13 protein-coding genes are annotated in these 19,606 nt (G+C 60.7%); 11 read left to right on the top strand and 2 right to left on the bottom strand.

Going from position 1 to position 19,606, the window contains the following annotated elements:
• Positions 1-518: 518 nt before the first annotated feature.
• The 10 genes from AC1ATL_RS09265 to AC1ATL_RS09220 all read left to right on the top strand — a co-directional run bounded on the left by AC1ATL_RS09265 (position 519) and on the right by AC1ATL_RS09220 (position 15,972).
• Positions 519-4,457: a thiol reductant ABC exporter subunit CydD/CydC gene (locus tag AC1ATL_RS09265; RefSeq protein ID WP_476570016.1), complete on the top strand. Its 3,939-nt coding sequence runs from the start codon at positions 519-521 to the stop codon at positions 4,455-4,457.
• Positions 4,458-4,518: 61 nt separating this feature from the next.
• The gene (locus AC1ATL_RS09260; protein WP_476570015.1) at positions 4,519-4,695 is read left to right on the top strand and encodes a hypothetical protein; all 177 of its coding nucleotides are present in this window, start codon (positions 4,519-4,521) and stop codon (positions 4,693-4,695) included.
• Positions 4,696-4,800: 105 nt separating this feature from the next.
• On the top strand, positions 4,801-5,676 hold the full coding sequence (gene pdxS / locus AC1ATL_RS09255) for a pyridoxal 5'-phosphate synthase lyase subunit PdxS (RefSeq protein ID WP_298046922.1): 876 nt from the start codon (positions 4,801-4,803) through the stop codon (positions 5,674-5,676).
• Between the two features lie 50 nt (positions 5,677-5,726).
• Positions 5,727-6,419, top strand: a complete 693-nt coding sequence (gene pdxT / locus AC1ATL_RS09250; protein ID WP_476570014.1) for a pyridoxal 5'-phosphate synthase glutaminase subunit PdxT — start codon at positions 5,727-5,729, stop codon at positions 6,417-6,419.
• Between the two features lie 638 nt (positions 6,420-7,057).
• The gene (locus AC1ATL_RS09245; protein ID WP_432624130.1) at positions 7,058-8,416 is read left to right on the top strand and encodes an ABC transporter substrate-binding protein; all 1,359 of its coding nucleotides are present in this window, start codon (positions 7,058-7,060) and stop codon (positions 8,414-8,416) included.
• 175 nt (positions 8,417-8,591) lie between these two features.
• Positions 8,592-9,524 (top strand): carbohydrate ABC transporter permease, encoded by a 933-nt coding sequence (locus tag AC1ATL_RS09240; protein ID WP_432624131.1) that lies wholly within the window; start codon positions 8,592-8,594, stop codon positions 9,522-9,524.
• An 88-nt stretch (positions 9,525-9,612) separates the two neighbouring features.
• Positions 9,613-10,587, top strand: a complete 975-nt coding sequence (locus AC1ATL_RS09235) for a carbohydrate ABC transporter permease (protein ID WP_432624132.1) — start codon at positions 9,613-9,615, stop codon at positions 10,585-10,587.
• Positions 10,588-10,636: 49 nt separating this feature from the next.
• Positions 10,637-12,781 (top strand): beta-galactosidase, encoded by a 2,145-nt coding sequence (locus tag AC1ATL_RS09230; protein WP_476570013.1) that lies wholly within the window; start codon positions 10,637-10,639, stop codon positions 12,779-12,781.
• Positions 12,782-12,824: 43 nt separating this feature from the next.
• A complete protein-coding gene (locus AC1ATL_RS09225) occupies positions 12,825-13,898 on the top strand; it encodes a LacI family DNA-binding transcriptional regulator (RefSeq protein ID WP_476570012.1) in 1,074 nt (357 codons plus the stop codon).
• 889 nt (positions 13,899-14,787) lie between these two features.
• A complete protein-coding gene (locus AC1ATL_RS09220) occupies positions 14,788-15,972 on the top strand; it encodes a hypothetical protein (protein ID WP_476570011.1) in 1,185 nt (394 codons plus the stop codon).
• Between the two features lie 368 nt (positions 15,973-16,340).
• On the opposite strand, the gene AC1ATL_RS09215 is transcribed toward AC1ATL_RS09220, so the two are convergent.
• Together AC1ATL_RS09215 and AC1ATL_RS09210 are read right to left on the bottom strand one after the other, a co-directional pair.
• On the bottom strand, positions 16,341-17,090 hold the full coding sequence (locus AC1ATL_RS09215; protein WP_476570010.1) for an HNH endonuclease family protein: 750 nt from the start codon (positions 17,088-17,090) through the stop codon (positions 16,341-16,343).
• Between the two features lie 46 nt (positions 17,091-17,136).
• On the bottom strand, positions 17,137-17,991 hold the full coding sequence (locus tag AC1ATL_RS09210; RefSeq protein ID WP_476570008.1) for an aldo/keto reductase: 855 nt from the start codon (positions 17,989-17,991) through the stop codon (positions 17,137-17,139).
• A gap of 202 nt (positions 17,992-18,193) precedes the next feature.
• Between AC1ATL_RS09210 and AC1ATL_RS09205 the strand changes: the two genes are divergently transcribed.
• Positions 18,194-19,594: an Nramp family divalent metal transporter gene (locus tag AC1ATL_RS09205; protein WP_476570007.1), complete on the top strand. Its 1,401-nt coding sequence runs from the start codon at positions 18,194-18,196 to the stop codon at positions 19,592-19,594.
• The last annotated feature ends 12 nt before the right edge of the window (positions 19,595-19,606 follow it).

The raw sequence follows: 19,606 nt of genomic DNA, 5'->3' as shown, positions 1-19,606 counted from the left end.
ACGTGCCTCGCACATCCTAAGTTACGGTGACGTAAGTCCGCATTGTAAGAAACGACAAGAAATATTCCGAGGGGTTTGTATGAAATGACAAATCGGGTGTAACCGTCAAATCCGATGGATTCTGGTGCATGGTTGTACCTGTTCGGAAAAAGGTTTGACGTGGCTGCCGGACGCGTCGCCGACCGCATGGGAAACAGGGTGCGACCGGGGCTGGAAACGGCGGAAAATCAGGCAAAACAAGTCGAGATGATGTTGCGGGCGCCGGCGTTTCCCGTGTACACTCGGCACTGACGCAACTCTTACCCCTTGCGTCAAGGCTGTTTGCTCAACGGCGAACATTCAGCCACTTATTTTTCGCCGTTGCCTTCAGCCTGTGCCGCGATTCCGCCGCTATCCGCGATTCGCCGCAACGCCGTTGTCTTTCGTCTGCTCGCCCGATACGCTGGAAACGATGCGTCGAAACGATCGCACGGACGTGCTTCGGCCGCGGTCAATCCAATCACGATGAAAGGGATGGAATGTTCGACAAAAGGCTGTTTTCCCTGGCTGACGGCATCGGCCGGCTGATTGCGGCGAAGGTCGTCTGCCAATGGTTGGGCCTGGTGGCCAACATCGCCTTCGTCGTGGCGATGGTACGCATGCTGCAACCATTGTTCGCGCCCGTCCGTCCGGCCGCCGCAATGTGCCTGACGGTCGCCGTGGCGGCCGCGATCGTGCGATTCGCCGCAACTCGCGCCGCCGCGCGCTTCGGCACCGAAGCCGCCGAACGCGTCAAACTCGCCCTGCGTGAGAAGCTGTTCGACAAGATGCTTGCGCTCGGCCCGTCCTACGCGCAACGCGTGCGCACCGCCGACGTGGTGCAATCCGCGGGCGAAGGCATCGAACAGATCCAAAGCTTCTTCGAACTGTTCCTGCCGCAACTGTTCTACGCCATCCTCGCACCCGTCACGCTGTTCGTGGTGCTCGCGCCGGTCGACCTGCCCACCGCGGCGACGCTGCTCGTCTGCGCGCCGCTCATCGTGCTCATCGTCGGCATGGTGGCCATGCGAGCCTCCCGCGTGTTCAAAAAATACTGGGGCAAATACACGGACATGGGCTCCGCGTTCCTTGACGACCTGCAGGGCCTGGAAACATTGAAGACCTTCGACGCCGACGCCCGCGCCGCGCACGTCATGGACGAGAAGGCCGAGCAGTTCCGTGTGACGACCATGAACGTGCTGCAGATCCAGCTGCGCTCGCTTACGGCGATGGACGCGGTCGCGTACGGTGGTGCCGCGGCCGGCATCGCCGTCGCGATATGGCGGTTCACGACCGGTGCGATGAAACCGTCCGGCATGCTGTTCGGCCTGATTCCGCTGAATCTGGCGCCGCTCGCCGCGGTGGTGCTGACGATTCTGCTGTCCGCCGATTTCTTCATTCCGCTGCGACAGCTCGGCTCGTATTTCCACGTCGCGATGAACGGCATGACGTCCACGAAGCGCATCTTCGCGCTGCTGGACGCGCCCGAACCGGAACATGGCAGCGAAGAACTACCGGAATACGGGGCTTCCGGCCTGGGCGTCGGCGTGGAATTCGACGACGTCTCGTATCGGTATGCGGACACGGCGGCGGATGATGCGGCTGCCGACAGCACGGACACTGCGAAAACCGCGTCCGGAGCGCCGCAGGTCCGACGCATATCCTCCCAACCACCTTCCGAACGACAGGGTACAAACGTCGTCGACTCCGATGCGGACCCTGGCCACTCCGGTCACTCCGATCGCTCTGACCGCACCGCCGGCGCACGATACGCGCTGCGCGACGTGTCATTCCAGGCACGTCCCGGCCGGGTCACGGCCATCGTCGGCCCCTCCGGTTCCGGTAAATCCACGGCCGTCCGCCTGCTTGCCGGAACCCTGACCGGATACGAAGGAAACCTGAATCTTCGCGGACAATCCTCTGACGACGCCCAGCCAGCCCGCTTCCATATCCGCGACCTCACCGCATCATCCCTCACCCGCGAAATCTCCATCGTCTCCGCGCACAGCCACCTGTTCGCCGGAACCCTACGCGACAACCTGCTCATGGCACGCACCGACGCGACCGACGACGAATTGTGGCAGGCGCTGGAAGCTGCGCATATCGACGGTTTCGTGCATGCGCAATCGCAAGAACTTGATATGCGGATCATGCAGGACGGGAGCAACCTGTCCGGAGGGCAGCAGCAGCGCATCGCGATCGCCCGCGTGCTGCTGCGCCGGTCGGCCGTCTACATTTTCGACGAGGCCACCAGCAGCGTCGACGTGGAAAGCGAAACCTTGATCCTACGGACGATCCGCGCGCTCGCCGATGAAGGGAAGACCGTGCTGATGGTCACACACCGCATGGCGAACGCGGCCGACGCGGACCATGTGATCGTGTTTGATAGGGGTTCCGTCGTGGAGCAGGGCGCGCACGATGAGCTTATGGCCGTGGACGGCACGTACGCCAAGCTGTTCCGTGCGCAGGAGAACGTGGAGCGGGTGGGTCGCCGGGGGATGTCCAGCGTGTCCCGTCTGGATTGCACGTCCCACGAAGGTCATGGGAGCCATAATGATGGGCATGATGAGGACCGTCGTGAAACCCAGCGTGAAACCCACGCGTCCCAGGTCTCGCATGCCTCGGATTCCGCCGGTTTCACCGGCTCTGCCAATCCTGCCAATCCTGCCAATTCCACCAATTCCGTCAATCCCATCAATTCCACCGATCCCGCCATGCCTGTATCCCAAGTCATCGCCCGGCTGTTGCGCGAGGTCGGCCCCCTGCGCAAGTACATGGCGATCGCCTGCGCGTGCGGTGTCACCGGGCATCTCGCAGCCACCTTCCTGCCGGTCTTCGGCGTGGCCGCCCTGTTCGCAGCCGCCGGCCACAAAGTCTGGAATCTCAACGTTCCTGTGGCAATCACGGCCATGATCGTCTGCGCGCTCATCCGAGGTGGCATGCGCTACGCCGAGCAGTACATGAACCACAACGTGGCCTTCCGGCTGCTCGCGCTGTTCCGGTCGAAGACATTCGCCGCGCTGCGCCGTCTCGCGCCCGCCAAACTGTCCGGCAAAGGCAAGGGCGACCTGATCGCGCTAGTCACCACCGACGTCGAACTGTTGGAGATCTTCTTCGCGCACACCATCTCGCCGGTCGTCATCGCTATCGTGACCACGATCGTCTACACGATCGCGCTGCTCACACTGAACCCCGCCATCGCCATCGAACTGCTGGTCGCGCATCTGGTCATCGGCATCGTGCTGCCGAAACTCTTCGCCAAGGCCGTGGGCGGGCTTGGCTCCGGCATCCGTAAGGAATCCGCACGCCTCGACGACGAGATGCTCGACAACATGCGCGGTCTGGACGAGGTCATCCGCTTCGGCCAAGGTTTCGCGCGACTTGCCGGCATCGTGGCACGTACCCGCTCGCTGTGGACGCGACGGGCGCGGCTCAGTGCCAAAAACGGCGATTTCGCAGGCTTTGGCGCGATTCTGGTCATCCTGTTCACCGCGATTGCGGCGCTGCTCGCCATCGTCACCTCCGGAGCGGCCGCGCCTCTTGTAGCCGACGGCATGATGGCCTCCGCGCAATGGACCATATCCGCCTCCGCGCCGGGTCTCGTCGCGGCATTCGTGCTACTGGCCAGCTCGTTCGGCCCGACGCTCGCCTTGAGCGCGCTGCCGGCCAACCTCACGCAGACCTTCGCCTCCGCGCGCCGCCTGTTCGCTTTGATGGACGAGGTGCCCGCTGTAGCGGAAAATGGCGATTTCTTACCGAAATATCATGGCATGTCCATGCATGACGTCATGTTCGGATACGGGGATTCCGGCGATGCTTCCGCTTCCGAGCCGATTCTCGACGGCGTTTCGCTTGACGTTCCGCAGCACGGCATCCTCGGCATTCAAGGGCCGTCCGGACGCGGCAAATCGACGTTGCTGAAGCTGCTCATGCGCTACTGGGATCCGGATTCGGGGCTGGTCACGCTGTCCGAAGTGCCGCTGCCACAGGTCGACGCGCATCATCGCCGTCGCCTGCAGACGATGATGGGGCAGGAGACGTATCTGTTCGACGGCACGATCCGCGAGAATCTGCTGATGGCGTGCGATGTGGACGATTCGTCCGCTCCGCCAGCCAGCGACGACGTGCTGCGCGCCGCCCTCGCCAAGGCTTCCGCACTTGATTTGGTCGATTCGCTTCCTCAGGGGCTTGACACCCCCGTCGGAGAGCTCGGTGGCCGGCTTTCGGAAGGCGAGAGGCAGCGCATCGGCCTGGCGCGCATCTTCCTGCGCAATGCCTCCCTAGTGCTGTTCGACGAGCCGACGAGCCGTCTCGACGCCTACAACGAATCCGTGATCCTGCAGTCGATCGACACTTTGGCGAGGCAGGGGAGCGCGGTACTGCTCGTATCGCACCGCGACTCCACCATGCGCGTCGCGGACCACGTCATACGCATGTGAACCGACGGACGCGCGTTCCGTATGCTTTCCTGTACGACACGCACGTCCGCAATGTGGTCGTATGAAAACCGAACGTCATTCGCGTTTTCTATATCGCGTGCGATGGGGTGGAAAAGCGGACGAATCGAAAGCGCCGGTCGCGTACGGTGCAAGAAAAGCGGGCGAAATCGGAGGAATGTCGACGGAATCGAAATCGCAGGAAAATGAAACAATGCTGAAAATGGGCGTGCAATTTTAGTAAAACCAACTTCTTGACGTCTCGTAATATTCAGTTCGCGTGAAATCGTAATGGAAAATCGTTAGTATCTGTGTCAAAGGCAAATCCTTCGACGAAAGGCTGGCGATGGCCAACAACAGGAACGAACTGAACAAGAATCTGGCGCAGATGCTCAAGGGCGGCGTGATCATGGACGTCACCACCCCGGAGCAGGCGAAGATCGCGCAGGACGCGGGCGCGTGCGCGGTGATGGCGCTCGAACGTATCCCGGCCGACATCCGTGCCGCCGGCGGCGTCTCCCGCATGAGCGACCCGGCCATGATCAAGGGCATCCAGGAGGCCGTGTCCATCCCGGTCATGGCCAAGGTGCGCATCGGTCACATCGCCGAAGCCCGCATCCTGCAGGCCATCGACATCGACTACATCGACGAATCCGAAGTGCTGAGCCCCGCCGACGACGTGTACCACATCGACAAGAACCAGTTCGACGTGCCGTTCGTGTGCGGCGCCAAGAATCTGGGCGAGGCCCTGCGCCGCATCGCCGAAGGCGCCTCCATGATCCGCACCAAGGGCGAGCCGGGCACCGGCGACGTCATCCAGGCCGTGCGCCACATGCGCACCATGAACAAGCAGATCCGCGAGCTCGTCTCCCTGCGCGACGACGAGGTGTACGAGGCCGCCAAGCAGCTGGCCGTGCCGTACGACCTCGCCAAGTACGTGCACGACAACGGCCGCCTGCCCGTCGTCAACTTCGCCGCCGGCGGCGTGGCCACCCCGGCCGACGCGGCCCTCATGATGGAACTCGGCGCCGAAGGTGTGTTCGTCGGCTCCGGCATCTTCAAGTCCGGCGACCCGGCCAAGCGCGCCGCCGCCATCGTGCAGGCCACTGCCAACTGGCAGGACGCCGACCTGCTCGCACGTCTGTCCGAAAACCTCGGCGAGGCCATGGTCGGCATCAACGAGGACGAGATCCAGACCATCATGGCGGCGCGCGGCGAGTGACCGGACTCGGCGAAATCGATCGACGAAACCTTTAGAACACAGGAACGGCAATGGTTGTAGCAGTCGAATACATCTCCAAAGAAGAATCCGAAGACGCGGAATCCGCCAAGCATGGCGTGACCGGCATCCTGGCGGTGCAGGGCGCATTCGCCGAACATGCGGCCATGCTCGACCGTCTTGGCGCGCCGTGGAAGCTGCTGCGTGCCGCCGAGGATTTCGACGATTCGATCGACCGGGTCATCCTGCCCGGCGGCGAAAGCACCACGCAAGGCAAGCTGCTGCGCTCGACCGGCCTGTTCGATCCGATCGCAAAGCATATCGCCGATGGCAAGCCGGTGTTCGGCACCTGCGCCGGCATGATTCTGCTGGCCCGTAAACTCGACAACGACGACAACGTCTACTTCGGCGCGCTCGACGCCGTCGTGCGCCGCAATGCGTACGGACGGCAGCTTGGTTCGTTCGCCGCCACCGCCGATTTCGGCTCGGCTTCCGGCGATTCCGCCGTCGTAGTCGCGCCGGGCGAACACGTTCCGCAGGATGGCGCGTCCGACGTCGTGCTGAAGGACTTCCCGCTCGTCTTCATCCGCGGACCGTTCGTGGCCGAGGTCGGCCCCTCCGCCACCGTCGAGACGTCGGTGGACGGCAATGTGGTCGGCCTGCGCCAGGGCAAGATCCTCGCCACCGCGTTCCACCCCGAACTCACCGACGACACCCGCATCCACGAGCTATTCCTGAGCCTGTAGTCCGTGACCTATAGCTTGGTCTGCGATTCGCGGCGCGGCTCAAACAAATAGATTTAAGTAAACATTTCGGCGGCTTCCAAGAGTTATTTTCTTGGAAGCCGCCGTTTTTTATCCGGGGACTTTCGCATATTCTCTAATCCCAACCGATACTGGGGAATTCGACGAAATATCAATCCTCCGTAATACACCGACTTATCCACATTCCACTTGGGGAAATCGCGATATGACCGTGCAGGGTAACGGTCGACGACGGGGGTATCAGGAAACGCCGGCTTATTCAACGTATTAAGCGATTCAGTAGTGGCATTTTCGCGTGGTGATTTGACACATTGGTACAGCCGTGTATCATAAAGAGTACTGGTACACGGCTGTACCAGTAAAAAGTAAAGGCCGACGAAGGCGGCCGAACTCAATGAACGCCGGGAAACGCTAGGAATGACGTTGGTGGTTACTAGCCGATGATACACCGGTGTATCAGAAGAGGGAGGAAGCTTGAGAAAGCCCAGACAAGGAAAGTCTGGAAGCCGGGAAAAACAGTCAGGAAAGGTGTCTGCCCGGCGGCTCAGGCAAGGAGCGTCCGAGCGGATGAACACATCCTGCCAACGTTTCGAAGCCGGTCGGCATCTGAAGGAGGAAACATGCGCACCACACAGAAGGCTCTCGCGGCATTGACCGCAGCTGCGACCCTCATCGGCCTGGCGGCTTGCGGAGGCGGATCCGACAATGCCAGCAAAGGCAGCACAGGAGATGCCAACAAGGCCGAGCTCGTGTTCTGGGGCTGGGATACCGGCCACACCATGACCAACCTGATCAAGGACTTCCAGAAGGTCAACCCCGGCATTACCGTGAAATTCAATAACACTGGTACCGCCTCCGACACCCAGACCGCATTGAGCAACGCCATCGCTGCAGGCAAGGGCGCTCCGGACGTGGTGATGCTTGAGGATCCGACCGTCACCCAGTTTGCTGTCACCGGTGACCTCGCCGACCTGAGCCAGTTCGGCGCCGACAAACTCGCCGACGACTTCTCCGCAGGCCCGTGGAACAAGCTGCAGTACAACAGCAAGCCGTATGCGCTGCCGATTGATTCCGGCCCTGAAATGTTCTTCTACAACGACGCGGTCTTCAAGAAGGCCGGCGTCGACGGTACCAAGATTAAGACTTGGAACGACTACTATGAGGCCGCCAAGAAGGTCAAGGCCGTCGGTTCCTACATGACCAACAACTCCGGCTCCTCCATGGAATACCAGCCCTTCACCGCGCAGGCTTGGCAGGCCGGCGCCCAGCCGTGGAAAGTCGACGGCGAGAAGATCACTATTGACATGACCAACGATGCCGGTATGAAGAAGTACATCGATTTCCAGCAGAAGCTCATCGATGAAGACCTCATCGACACCAAGACCGCCAATTGGTCCGACGATTGGAACCGTGAGCTCAACGATGGCACCATCGCTTCCCTTACCATCGGCGGCTGGATGCCGGTCAACCTCATGAACGGCGCACCGGATCAGGCTGGCAACTGGCGTGTGGCTCAGCTTCCGCAGTGGAACGAGGGCGACGAAGCCTCTGCTGAAGACGGTGGCTCCGCGCTCGCGGTGGTCAGCCAGTCCAAGCAGCAGGCCGCGGCCTACAAGTTCGTCGAATACCTGACTCACGGCAAGGGCGCGCAGACCATGGCCGATACCGGCACCTTCCCGAGCCTTAAGAGCATCCTGACCTCCAAGAGCTTCACTGACCCGAACTCTGAAGCCAACAAGAAGGTCAACGACTACTTCGGTGGTCAGAATGTCAATCAGGTTTTGTCTGAAGCAGCCCAGCGCAAGGTCTCCAAGTTCGCCTACCTGCCGTACAACCCGTTCGCGCAGTCCAGCTTCGGCGATCAGATTTCCAAGGCCTATAGCAAGAGCATCACGCTCAAGGAAGCCTTTGCCAACTATGCCAAGGCGCTTGCCGATCACGGTACCCAGCAGGGTTACACCGTCACCAACAAGAGCTGATCGAAGATAGCGCATCGTTTGCGCCAACAGCCGGCATGGCAGTTGATACGTCTGCAGACGGCGATTGGCGAGCATCGAGGAACATGCCAAGGCGGGGGCGCGCCTCGGACGGATTCCCGCCTTGGCATGTTCGTAATCCATATGAAGACAATCGTGTGAAGAAAGAAGAGCAACCATGACTCAAGCAGCAAGTGTGGCGGTGCCGTTGCACACGCCGGCCGACCAGGTGCGTGTGAATAAGCATCACGCGGACTGGCGCGGATGGAAATTCATGTGGCCGTTCGCCCTGGTGTTCGTATTCGTGTTCATCATCCCGATCATGTACGCGGTGTACATCAGCTTCTTCCAGAAAAAGATGATCGGTGGCACTCAGTTCGTGGGATTCGCGAATTATGTGCGTCTGTTCCATGACCAGCAGTTCTGGAGCGCGGTCGGCAGGGTCGCTCTGTTCACCGTGGTACAGGTGCCGATTATGTTGTTCCTCGCCGCGGCGATGGCTTTGGCATTGGACTCCATGAAACTGCACGGCACGAAGTTCTTCCGTATTTCGACGTTCCTGCCATACGCGGTACCCGCAGTCGTGTCGACCCTGATCTGGGGGTTCATGTATGGCGCGAAATACGGTCTGGTGGGCTCGTTCAACGATTTCTTCGGCGCGCACCTGGACATGCTCTCGCCGAAGGTGCTGCTCGCGTCGATCGGCAACATCGTGACATGGGAGTTCACGGGCTACAACATGCTGATTTTCTACAGCTCACTGTCCACGATCCCGCATTCGCTGTACGAGGCCGCATCGATTGACGGCGCCTCGGAGTGGCAGATCATCAAGTCCATCAAGCTGCCCGAGCTCAAGGGATCGCTCGCGATTACGGTGATCTTCTCAATCATTGGTTCGTTCCAGCTGTTCAACGAGCCGAGCATCATGCAGAACATGGTGCCGGGCAACGCGATCAGCACGTACTACACGCCGAACATGTACGCGTACAACCTGTCCTTCGCGGGCAACCAGTCGAACTATGCGGCCGCGTTGGCGATCACGATGGCGGTGATCACGATGGCGATCGCGTACGTGGTGCAGATCAACAGCATGAAGGAACAAATGAAGTGAGGTCCCTCGGGACCGCGTTTCCCGGGCGATGGCGTCCGGTGGACGCAAGGGGAAGACGAAAGGTTCTTCCGGTAAGGAGCAAAAGACTATGAGCAGCAACAACGAGCGTGAGCACGACAGGGCGGTGCGCAAGGCCGAGAAGGAACGTGCTAGGAGGGTTGCCAAAGACGAGGCCGCGGAACGCAAACGCGCCGCGAAATCCGGGTTCGCGAACGTGTCGAACCCGAGGCGCAGCAAACTGCTGACGCTGGTGTGCGCGCTGTTCGCCGTGTACTGCCTGTTCCCGTTCGTGTATCTTCTGATCAACGCGACCAAGACGCAGGCGGACTTCACGTCCACGTTCGGCCTGGGCTTCGGCCACACGTTCGCCCTGTGGGACAACATCAAGACCGTGTTCACGTATGACGGGGGCATTTTCGGACGCTGGCTGCTGAACACCATCCTGTACGTGGTCGTGGGAGCTGGTGGCGCGACCCTGCTCGCGATCCTGGGCGGGTATGGGCTCGCGAAGTTCCGTTTCCCTGGCCGCAAGGCCGTGTTCGTGGTCATCATCGGCGCGATCAGCGTGCCGGGCATCGCGCTGGCGGTCCCGCAGTTCCTGCTGTTCGCGAAACTGAACCTCACGAACACGCCGTGGGCGATGATCATCCCGTCCCTGGTGTCCACGTTCGGCCTGTACTTGATGTGGATCTTCTCGGAGCAGGCCGTGCCGACCGAGCTGCTCGAGGCCGCGCGCGTGGACGGCGCGGGCGAGATGCGTACGTTCTTCCAGGTATCCTTGCCTTTGCTTGCACCGGGTATCGTGACTACGGCGCTGTTCTCTATCGTGGCGACGTGGAACAACTACTTCCTGCCGTTGATCATGCTGAAGGACTCGAACTGGTATCCGCTCACGATCGGCTTGAACCAGTGGAAGGACCAGGCGTCCACTGCCGGCGGACAGGCGATCCAGAACCTCGTGATCACGGGCTCGCTGGTCACAATCATCCCGTTGGTGATCGCGTTCCTGTGCCTGCAGAAGTACTGGCAGTCCGGCCTTGCCGCAGGTGCAGTTAAGGAATGATTGGACTGTCTCTTCCACAAACAGGAAGTTCACAGGGAAAGAGGAGAGCATGCGACGCAACTTCGAATGGCCGAAACTGCTGACCGCGGACGGCCGTGGCATCGCCTTCGGCGGCGACTACAATCCCGACCAATGGTCCGAGGACGTCTGGGACGACGACATCCGCCTGATGAAGCAGGCCGGCGTCAACACCGTGGCCCTCGCCATCTTCAGCTGGGACCGCATCCAACCCACCGAGGATCGTTGGAATTTCGGCTGGCTCGACCGCATCATAGAAAAACTCGGCAAAGCCGGCATCGCCACCGATCTGGCCTCCGCAACGGCCACCGCGCCGCTGTGGCTGTACGAAAAGCACCCCGAAGTGCTGCCGCGCGACAAGTACGGCCATCAGGTCAACGCCGGATCTCGCCAGTCTTGGAGTCCGACCAGCCCGGTGTTCAAGGAATACGCGCTGACCCTATGCCGCAAACTCGCCGAACGCTACGGCAGCAATCCGTACGTGACCGCATGGCACATGGGCAACGAATACGGTTGGAACAACCGCGAGGACTACTCCGACAACGCGCTTGAGGCCTTCCGCGCATGGTGCCGCCGCAAGTATGGCACCATCGACGCGCTCAACCAGGCGTGGGGCACCACCTTCTGGGGTCAGGAGATGAACGACTTCGACGAAGTGCTCGTTCCGCGGTTCATGGGCGCCGACTCCATGGTCAATCCCGGACAGAAACTCGACTTCGAGCGATTCGGCAACGACATGCTCCTCGACTTCTACAAGGCCGAACGTGACGCGATCGCCGAAATCTGCCCCGACAAGCCGTTCACCACGAACTTCATGGTCTCCACCGACCAGTGCTGCATGGACTACGCCGCCTGGGCCAACGAAGTGAACTTCGTGTCCAACGACCACTACTTCCACGAAGGCGAATCCCACCTCGACGAGCTGGCATGCTCCGATGCGCTCATGGATTCGCTCGCGCTCGGCAAGCCGTGGTACGTCATGGAACACTCCACCTCGGCGGTGCAGTGGAAGCCGCTTAACACCCGTAAGCGTAAAGGCGAGACCGTGCGCGACTCTCTGGCCCACGTGGCCATGGGCGCCGACGCCATCAACTTCTTCCAGTGGCGCGCGTCCGCGTTCGGCGCCGAATCGTTCCACTCGGCCATGGTTCCGCATGCCGGCGAGGACACGAAACTGTTCCGCCAAGTGTGCGAACTGGGCGCGTCGCTGAAGACGCTCGCCGATGCAGGCGTGCAAGGCAGCGAATTGGCGCGCTCCGATACGGCGATCCTCTTCAGCGCCGAATCGGAATGGGCCACCCGTTCCCAAACCCTGCCGAGCATGAAGCTCAACCATTGGCACGACGTGCGCGACTGGTACCGCGCGTTCCTGAACGCCGGCTCGCGCGCCGACATCGTGCCGCTCGCCTACGACTGGAGCGAGTACAAGACCGTCGTGCTGCCGACCGTGCTGATTCTGAGCGCCGCCGACACCCAGCGGCTGGCCGATTTCGCCGCCGCCGGAGGACGCGTGGTGGTCGGCTACGCGACCGGTCTGATCGATGAGCACTTCCACACCTGGCTCGGTGGATACCCGGGTGCCGGCGACGGTTTGCTGCGTGACATGCTGGGCATCCGTGGCGAGGAATTCAACATCCTCGGCGCCGAAGCCGAAGGCGAGCCAAGCGAGATCCGGCTGGCGGCCACCGACGATTCCACGGCTTCCGCATTGGACGGTGCCGCATTGGACGGTGCCGCATTGGATGGCGCCACGACTCGCCTGTGGCAGAACGACGTAAACGTCACCGGCGAACACACGCAAGTACTCGCCGCTTACTCCGGCGAGGAAGCGGACGAATGGGATCTCGACGGCACGGCCGCGATCACCCGCAATCCGTACGGTTCCGGCGAAGCGTATTTCGTCGGCTGCGACCTAGATGTGGCCGACCTGACGAAGCTGGTCGGCGCATATCTTGCGACCCCATCCGCGACCCCATCGCAAGGCAATGCCGACGTGCTGCACACCGTGCGCTCGTCCGCCGACGCCACCTTCGACTTCTATCTGCCCCGCGGCAAGAAAACGGTCGAACTGCAGGACGTCGAAGGCGAGCCGGTCATCCTGTTCCAAGCCGAACGGGGGGAGAAGCCCGGTTCGTATGCCGTGCATCGCAACGGCGTGCTCGTGGTAAGGCGGTAAAGTCGGAAGTCGAATAACAATGACGGATGCGGTTAGGGGAGATATGGCCGAAGAAAAGCCGGACACATCCGACAGGAAACGCGTCACACTGCGTGAAGTGGCGCAAGAGGCCGGAGTCTCCCTCAAAACCGCGTCGAACGTCATCAACCATTCCGGACGCATGGCCGATGCCACGCGCGAGAAAGTGCAGGACGTCATCGACCGGCTCGGCTACCGCGTCAACGTGTCGGCCCGCAATCTCAATCGCGGCAAAACCGGCTTCATCACCCTCGCGGTGCCAAGCCTGACCGCACCATACCTGGCCGAACTGGCCAACCGGGTGATCGACGCGGCGCGCATCTACGACTACTCCGTATACATCACCACATACGCCGAAGGGTCCGCGCAGGGCGCCCGCACGCTGTTGCAAAACTTCAACACCACCGTGTCGGACGGCATGATCCTGTCCATTTCCGAGGTCGAGGACCTCGCTCCCGAAGACCTCGACGTGGACTATCCGCTGGTCTGCGTGGGCGCGCGATCCACGCACGGCAAAGCGGACCATGTCACTCCGGATGACGTGCAGGAGGCGCGCCTCGCCGCGCGATACCTGTTCGACCATGGTGCCACGAATCTCGCGGTGATCGGCTCGCGAACCGATCCGGAGCATATCTTCGACCTGCGTGACGCCGTGGAGGGCAACGCGCAGCTGCGCATGCGAGGCGTGCTCGAAGCATGCGCCGGACAAGGCGTCGAACTGGATGCGAGACTTGTGCCCGACGTCGGCCAGGATTGGGCCATCGGTTCGGGCGCGCGCACGACGCAGCGCATCGTCGACTCCGGCATCCCCTTCGACGGCATCGTGGCGTTCAACGACCAGCTTGCATTGGGCGCATTGTTCACTTTGGCGGCGAACGGCATCGCAGTGCCCGACCGGGTGCAGGTGATCGGCTTCGACAACAATGAGGAAGCCGCATACTTCCAGCCACCGCTGACCACCATGGACTCCTGCCTTGACTGGATCGCGCCGACCGCGGTCGGCCGCATCATCAACCGCATCAACGGCAGTCGCCCGCTGAAACCGGAACTCATCACCACCCAATCCCGCGTGATCGCCCGCGCCACCACCCGCGCGTGAGGCTCTTTTTACGTTTCCAGCATCGGCTGGAACCTTGGCCGCCTGCGGCCGCGCGCCCATCTCCCATCGTTCCGGTGTGGTTTGCGTTTGTAGTTCCGGTATGGCTTGAGATCATTGTTTTGACGCGGCTGGCGATGGATTTCTGACTTTTGCCTACTGGACTTCCGTGCGCATTTCGGTTTTTTCTTCGGATCCGTTCGTTGCGCACATGAGCTGTTGGTGAGTTTTGTGGGGTGTGTTTGGCCGCATGGGGTATGGGGGTGCTTGTTTTGTGTCACGATTCGTAAAAACGGCCAAAATTTTGGATCGTGACACATCGCTTCCCATTCGGGGGTATGTTTTCTGGGTATTTTACTTGGAAAAGCGGTGATTTATACCCCCGTATTGCCTTTTTCAAAAGAAGAATGTGTCACGATTCGTAAAAACGGCAGATTTTTCAAATCGTGACACATCTGCGGTGGGAATTTTTCGTTCCAAAGGCTGATCCGCCTCCGATTCCCGAAATGAAAGGAATGCTGACTTGTGGTGCGGCGATACATTGCATTGCCGCACCACAACATACTTCCGGAAGTGCCGGAAATCATCAATTCCGCAGCTTCCGGAGTTTTCCAAAAGCGTGCGGAAGTGACGATTCTTCAACCATCGCAACATTCCACGGCTTTTGCGGCCAATTGCCAATTGCATTGATGGCAATTCAAGATTGTCCTGCAGGTACCATCCATCCCTACCATGTTCTCGTTGCGTCTCTATTGTTTATCCACAGGCCCATTGCGCCCTAAATCGTTGCAATTGCGGCCATGCCACGCCGAATCGTCCCAAATCGCACGTTCTCCGACCACAACCCCGGAAAAATGCGCGCCAAACCATTGCCATCGTTTATATTGCACGCATGAATACTGATGATGCATACAAGCCAATCCAGCGGGCGACCCTGTCCGAAGCCAGCTGGCGGATTCTTCGCATCGCTCGGTCCGTGGAGCTGCGTCATCCCATAAGCCATGAGACCGCGCTCGCGATTTGGGGAGTCGAGTTGCCTGCCGACAGTGATTGTTCGGCTTTTCCACTGCGTCCGTCACAAGTCGGTTATGCTGGGACGAACGTGGAGTATGGCTGGAATGAAGAGGATCCGGAAGGCCCGGCTTTCGGACATTCCGAGTACTCCGTCCATTCCGGACAGGATTTTCCGGATTTGGATTTTCAATATTCCCCGGATTCTCAGGATTTTTCGCGGAATCATATCTCAGGTCTTCGGCAGACAGCGTCGCAATCTCCCCAATCCTCGTCGCAATCTTTCCAATTTCCCCAATCCTCGTCGCATGCAACGGCAAAACTTCACACGGTCGCCCAATCACCGGCCCTCCGCGGCCGCGTGAAGAAAGACGCGTCCTTGTCGGCCGATGTGACTGTGCATGTCTGGAAAGGCCTGTCCGCGCGGCATGTGCGCGAAGTCGCCGGAGTTCCAGTGCTTATGCCGGTTCCGTCGTGGGCTTTGGCTGCCGGCCGGTGGGGCATCCAGGATGTCGTCATGGTTGCGGAGTCGTTGATTCGCCATCGGTTCGCCACTCGTGAGGGGCTGATCGAGTTTGCCAAAACTGAGAACGTCCCATACCGGAGTAAGTGTCTGGATGCGTTGGAGCTTGTGCAATCGGGGAGCGATTCCCCCAAAGAGACTGAGATGAGGCTTGTGCTCGTCCGCTACGGACTGCCGATCATGCGGCCGAATTGCGTGGTTCCCGGCGTGAATTTTGCGAACGGTGCTGTGGTGACGTTGGATCTTGTCGATGCCGAGCATCGTTTTGGCTTGGATTATCAGGGCGACCATCACCGTACCGACCGTGCGCAGTACCGGCGTGACCAGAGCAAGCTGTCGCGACTTGCGGCCGCGGGCTGGACTGTGTTTTCGGTCACGCAGTTGGATTTGTCTGATGAACTGCATCGGGCCGCGTTTGCCATGAACGTCGCCCATGCGTTGTCTTCGATTATCGGGCGGCCGATTGGGGTGACCACCCCTTTGCCGTGGCGTAAAGTGGTGCTGCGTTACCAGAAAGCCCGCAAACTCGGGCTGCTTGACTGATGGGTTCCGCTGAGCGCTTCTGATGTTTTCCGGATTGGTGATATTCATATGACGTGTGTTGTCCACGGCGCCGCCCACGCGGTCGATGGGGGCATGGCTTGTGAGTTTGTTTGATTGCGTACGGTGTAGAAGGGCTTGTTTTTGTGTCACGATTTCGATTTTTGGCCGGAATTTTGGATCGTGACACATTGCTTCTGATTTGGGGGTATATTTCCTGGGTATTTTCCTTGGAGAGGTAGCGATTTATACCCCCATGATGCTTCTTCTGGAAGAAAAATGTGTCACGATTCGAAAAAACGGCTGATTTTTCAAATCGTGACACATTTCAGGCAGCGCTGGGACGATTTCAGACGGCACCGGGCCAAAACCTACCCCTCCGGCACGGCTTGCGCTGGGCATCCGTGCAGCACGGACAGCATCGCCCGCTTCTCCTTGGTGGTGACGGTCAACCCATACTTGGCCTTCACGCCAATCTGCCGCGCCACGTAATCGCACCGGTACGCGCCGTTCGTCGGTAGCCAGTACGCGGCCGACGCGGAGCCCTTCTCCTGATTGGCGGGGCCGTCCACCGCCAGAAGGTTGTACATGTCGTTGCCGAACCGGACCCTCTTGGCCCGGTCCCACGTGTTCGCACCCGACTGCCATGCGTTCTCCAACGCCACCACATGGTCGATCTGCACGGCGGACGAGGTGTGTACGCCGCGTACGAAACGGATCGTCTTGCCGGTGTATGGGTCTGACAATGTGCCCGATTGCACCTTGCAGCCCTGCTGGTATCGCACGTCCGTCAAATCGCGTGCCAGCACGTCCTCTCGCACGTCGCATCCGTTGCCGTCGTCGTCCGTCTGACGGAAGCCGAATGAATCCCGATCGTAACCTGCACGGCGCGGATCGTCATCGATTGTCAACTGCTGCAACGTCTGCGCGGCGGTGCCGGACGCGGTATACTCGCCCGTCAATTCGCCGACGGTCGGATTCACCTTCGGCATGAGCAGGCCGATCGTGATGCCCGCCACCACAGCGATTACCAGCAGAATCAGTATGCGTTCCACCGGCCCGTCGGCATTGAACAGACGTCTGCGAAAATGCGTGCCGTCACGCGGTCCGCGCCTTGTCATCGCACCCCACGCACCCCGTAAGCACCGTGCAGGATCACGCGCGAACTCATGCGTACGTGAACGTCATCGGATCGTGGCCGGCGCGTGTCGGCCCGTCGAGCGCGTCGATGGCCGCATGCTCATCCGGGCTGAGCACGAAGCCGAACAGGTCGAGATTCTGCCGCTGCCTGTCCGCATGCACCGACTTGGGAATGATGATCGTGCCGTTTTCGATATGCCAACGCAGAATCACCTGCGCGGGCGTGACACCATGCGCCTCGGCGATGCGCGCAATCACGCCGTCGCCGGCATTCAGATCCGCGCCACGGGCCATCGGCGAATACGCTTCGACCGCGATGCCATGCTCCTTGCAATACGCCACCACCTCGCGCTGCTGCCACGTGGGATGCAGCTCGATTTGGTCGACGGCCGGATACTCGCCCGTCTCCTTATGCAGCCGCTCGAGATGCTCCGGCAGGAAATTGCACACGCCAAGCGTGCGCACGCGGCCCTCCGCACGGAACTCGTCGAACGCCTTCCACGTCTCGCCGGAACGCCAGTCGAACGGCGTCGGCCAATGCAGCATATACATGTCCACGTAGTCGAGCTGCAGCAGACCAAGCTGACGGTCGAACGCCTTGCGCGCGGAATCGTACCCCTGCTCCGAATCGCGCAGCTTTGTCGTGACCCACAGGCTCTTGCGACGTTCGCCCTGCGTGAAACCAGCGTTCTTCAACGCGCGCCCCACGCCGGCTTCATTGTTGTAGCCAGCGGCGCCATCGATATGACGATAGCCGGCTTCCAGCGCGCTTTCGACCACGGGAGTGACGCCCTCGTCGTCGATACGCAGCACGCCCAAACCGATCTGCGGAATCAGGTTGCCGTCGGCAAGCGTGATCATCGGAGTATGAAAGGTGGCCATATCCTCCACAACCTTTCGTGTCGGAAACAAATAAACAAACGTATCTTTCCCTAGCTTAGCGTCAGACGGCACCGGACCACGCTGGACGCCCGCGGAAGATTCGCGGAAGACCCGCAGCGGAAATTTCGTAACATTTCCGCGCCTGCGGCCGCGCTATAACGTTGCACGGATATACGGGGAAACACATATTGGGGGAAAGAGAGTGAAGACAAACGATGGCGTACTCGAGCAAGGACAGAATCGCGCGCTCGAGCGCAACCGCAAGCCGGCATCCGACCCGGACCACAAGTCCGCGCCCAGCCGGCAGCCGCAAGACCAACAAGGCCAACAGAACCAGCAAGACCAACTAAACCAACAGAACCAGAACCAGCCAAACCAACCCTCCCACCACCACGGCCACGCGCTCGCCGGCATTCTCGGCCCCGCGTTCGTGGCCGCCGTCGCCTACGTGGACCCGGGCAATGTGGCGGCGAACATCACGTCCGGCGCGCGCTACGGCTACCTGCTGGTGTGGGTGCTGGTACTGGCCAACTGCATGAGCGTGCTCATCCAATACCAGTCCGCGAAACTCGGCATCGTCACCGGCAAGAGTCTGCCGGAGATTCTGGGCGAGCGGCTGGGCGACGCCGGCCGGTTCATGTTCTTCATGCAGGCTGAAGTGATCGCCATCGCCACCGATCTGGCGGAAGTGATCGGCGGCGCAATCGCGCTGAAACTGCTGTTCGGCCTGCCGCTGTTCATTGGCGGCTGTATCATCGGCGCGGTTTCCACGGTGCTGCTGATCTTCGAAAAAGGCGCCACGCACCGCGTGTTCGAAAAGCTCATCATCGGCCTGCTGCTGGTGATCACATTCGGCTTCATCGCGGGCCTGTTCATCGCCCCGCCGAATCCGAAGGACGTGCTGAACGGCCTGATTCCACGGTTCAAAGGCACCGACACCGTGCTGATGGCCACGTCCATGCTGGGCGCCACGGTCATGCCGCACGCCATCTACCTGCATTCCACGCTCGTCAACGACCATTACGCGCCGGGGGAGCAGAAGCCGAGCGTCAGGAAGTTGCTTCACGGCAGCAAGATCGACGTGGTTTGGGCGTTGCTTCTCGCCGGTTCGGTGAATCTCGCGCTGCTGATTCTCGCCGCGAATTCGCTGTATGGCATGACCGGCACCGATACGATCGAGGGCGCGCAGCGGGCCATCCAGCATGTGCTCGGCCCGGTTATCGGCACGATTTTCTCGGTCGGCCTGCTCGCGTCGAGCCTGAGCTCCACGTCGGTCGGCACATACGCGGGCAGCGAGATCATGCACGGCCTACTGCGTATCAAGGCGCCGATGTGGGCGTGCCGCGTGGTGACGCTGGTTCCCGCGCTGGTCGTGTTGTGGTTCGCGAAGAACCCTACGGAGGCGCTGATCGTCGGCCAGGTCGTGCTGTCGGTCGGCATTCCATTCGCGATCATTCCGCTGATGCGTTACACGCACGACCGCACGTTGATGGGGGAGTATGTGGACGGTCCGATCAAGCACGCCGTCAATATCATGGTCGCCGTGCTGATAGTCGCGTTGAATATGGTGCTGATCGTGCTGACGCTGCTTGGCAAGGCATAGAGTCGCCAAAGG

The organism is Bifidobacterium sp. LH_743 (assembly GCF_056355775.1).
The sequence above is the reverse complement of the archived record's forward strand: the minus strand, read 5'-3'. Positions and strand labels throughout refer to the sequence as shown.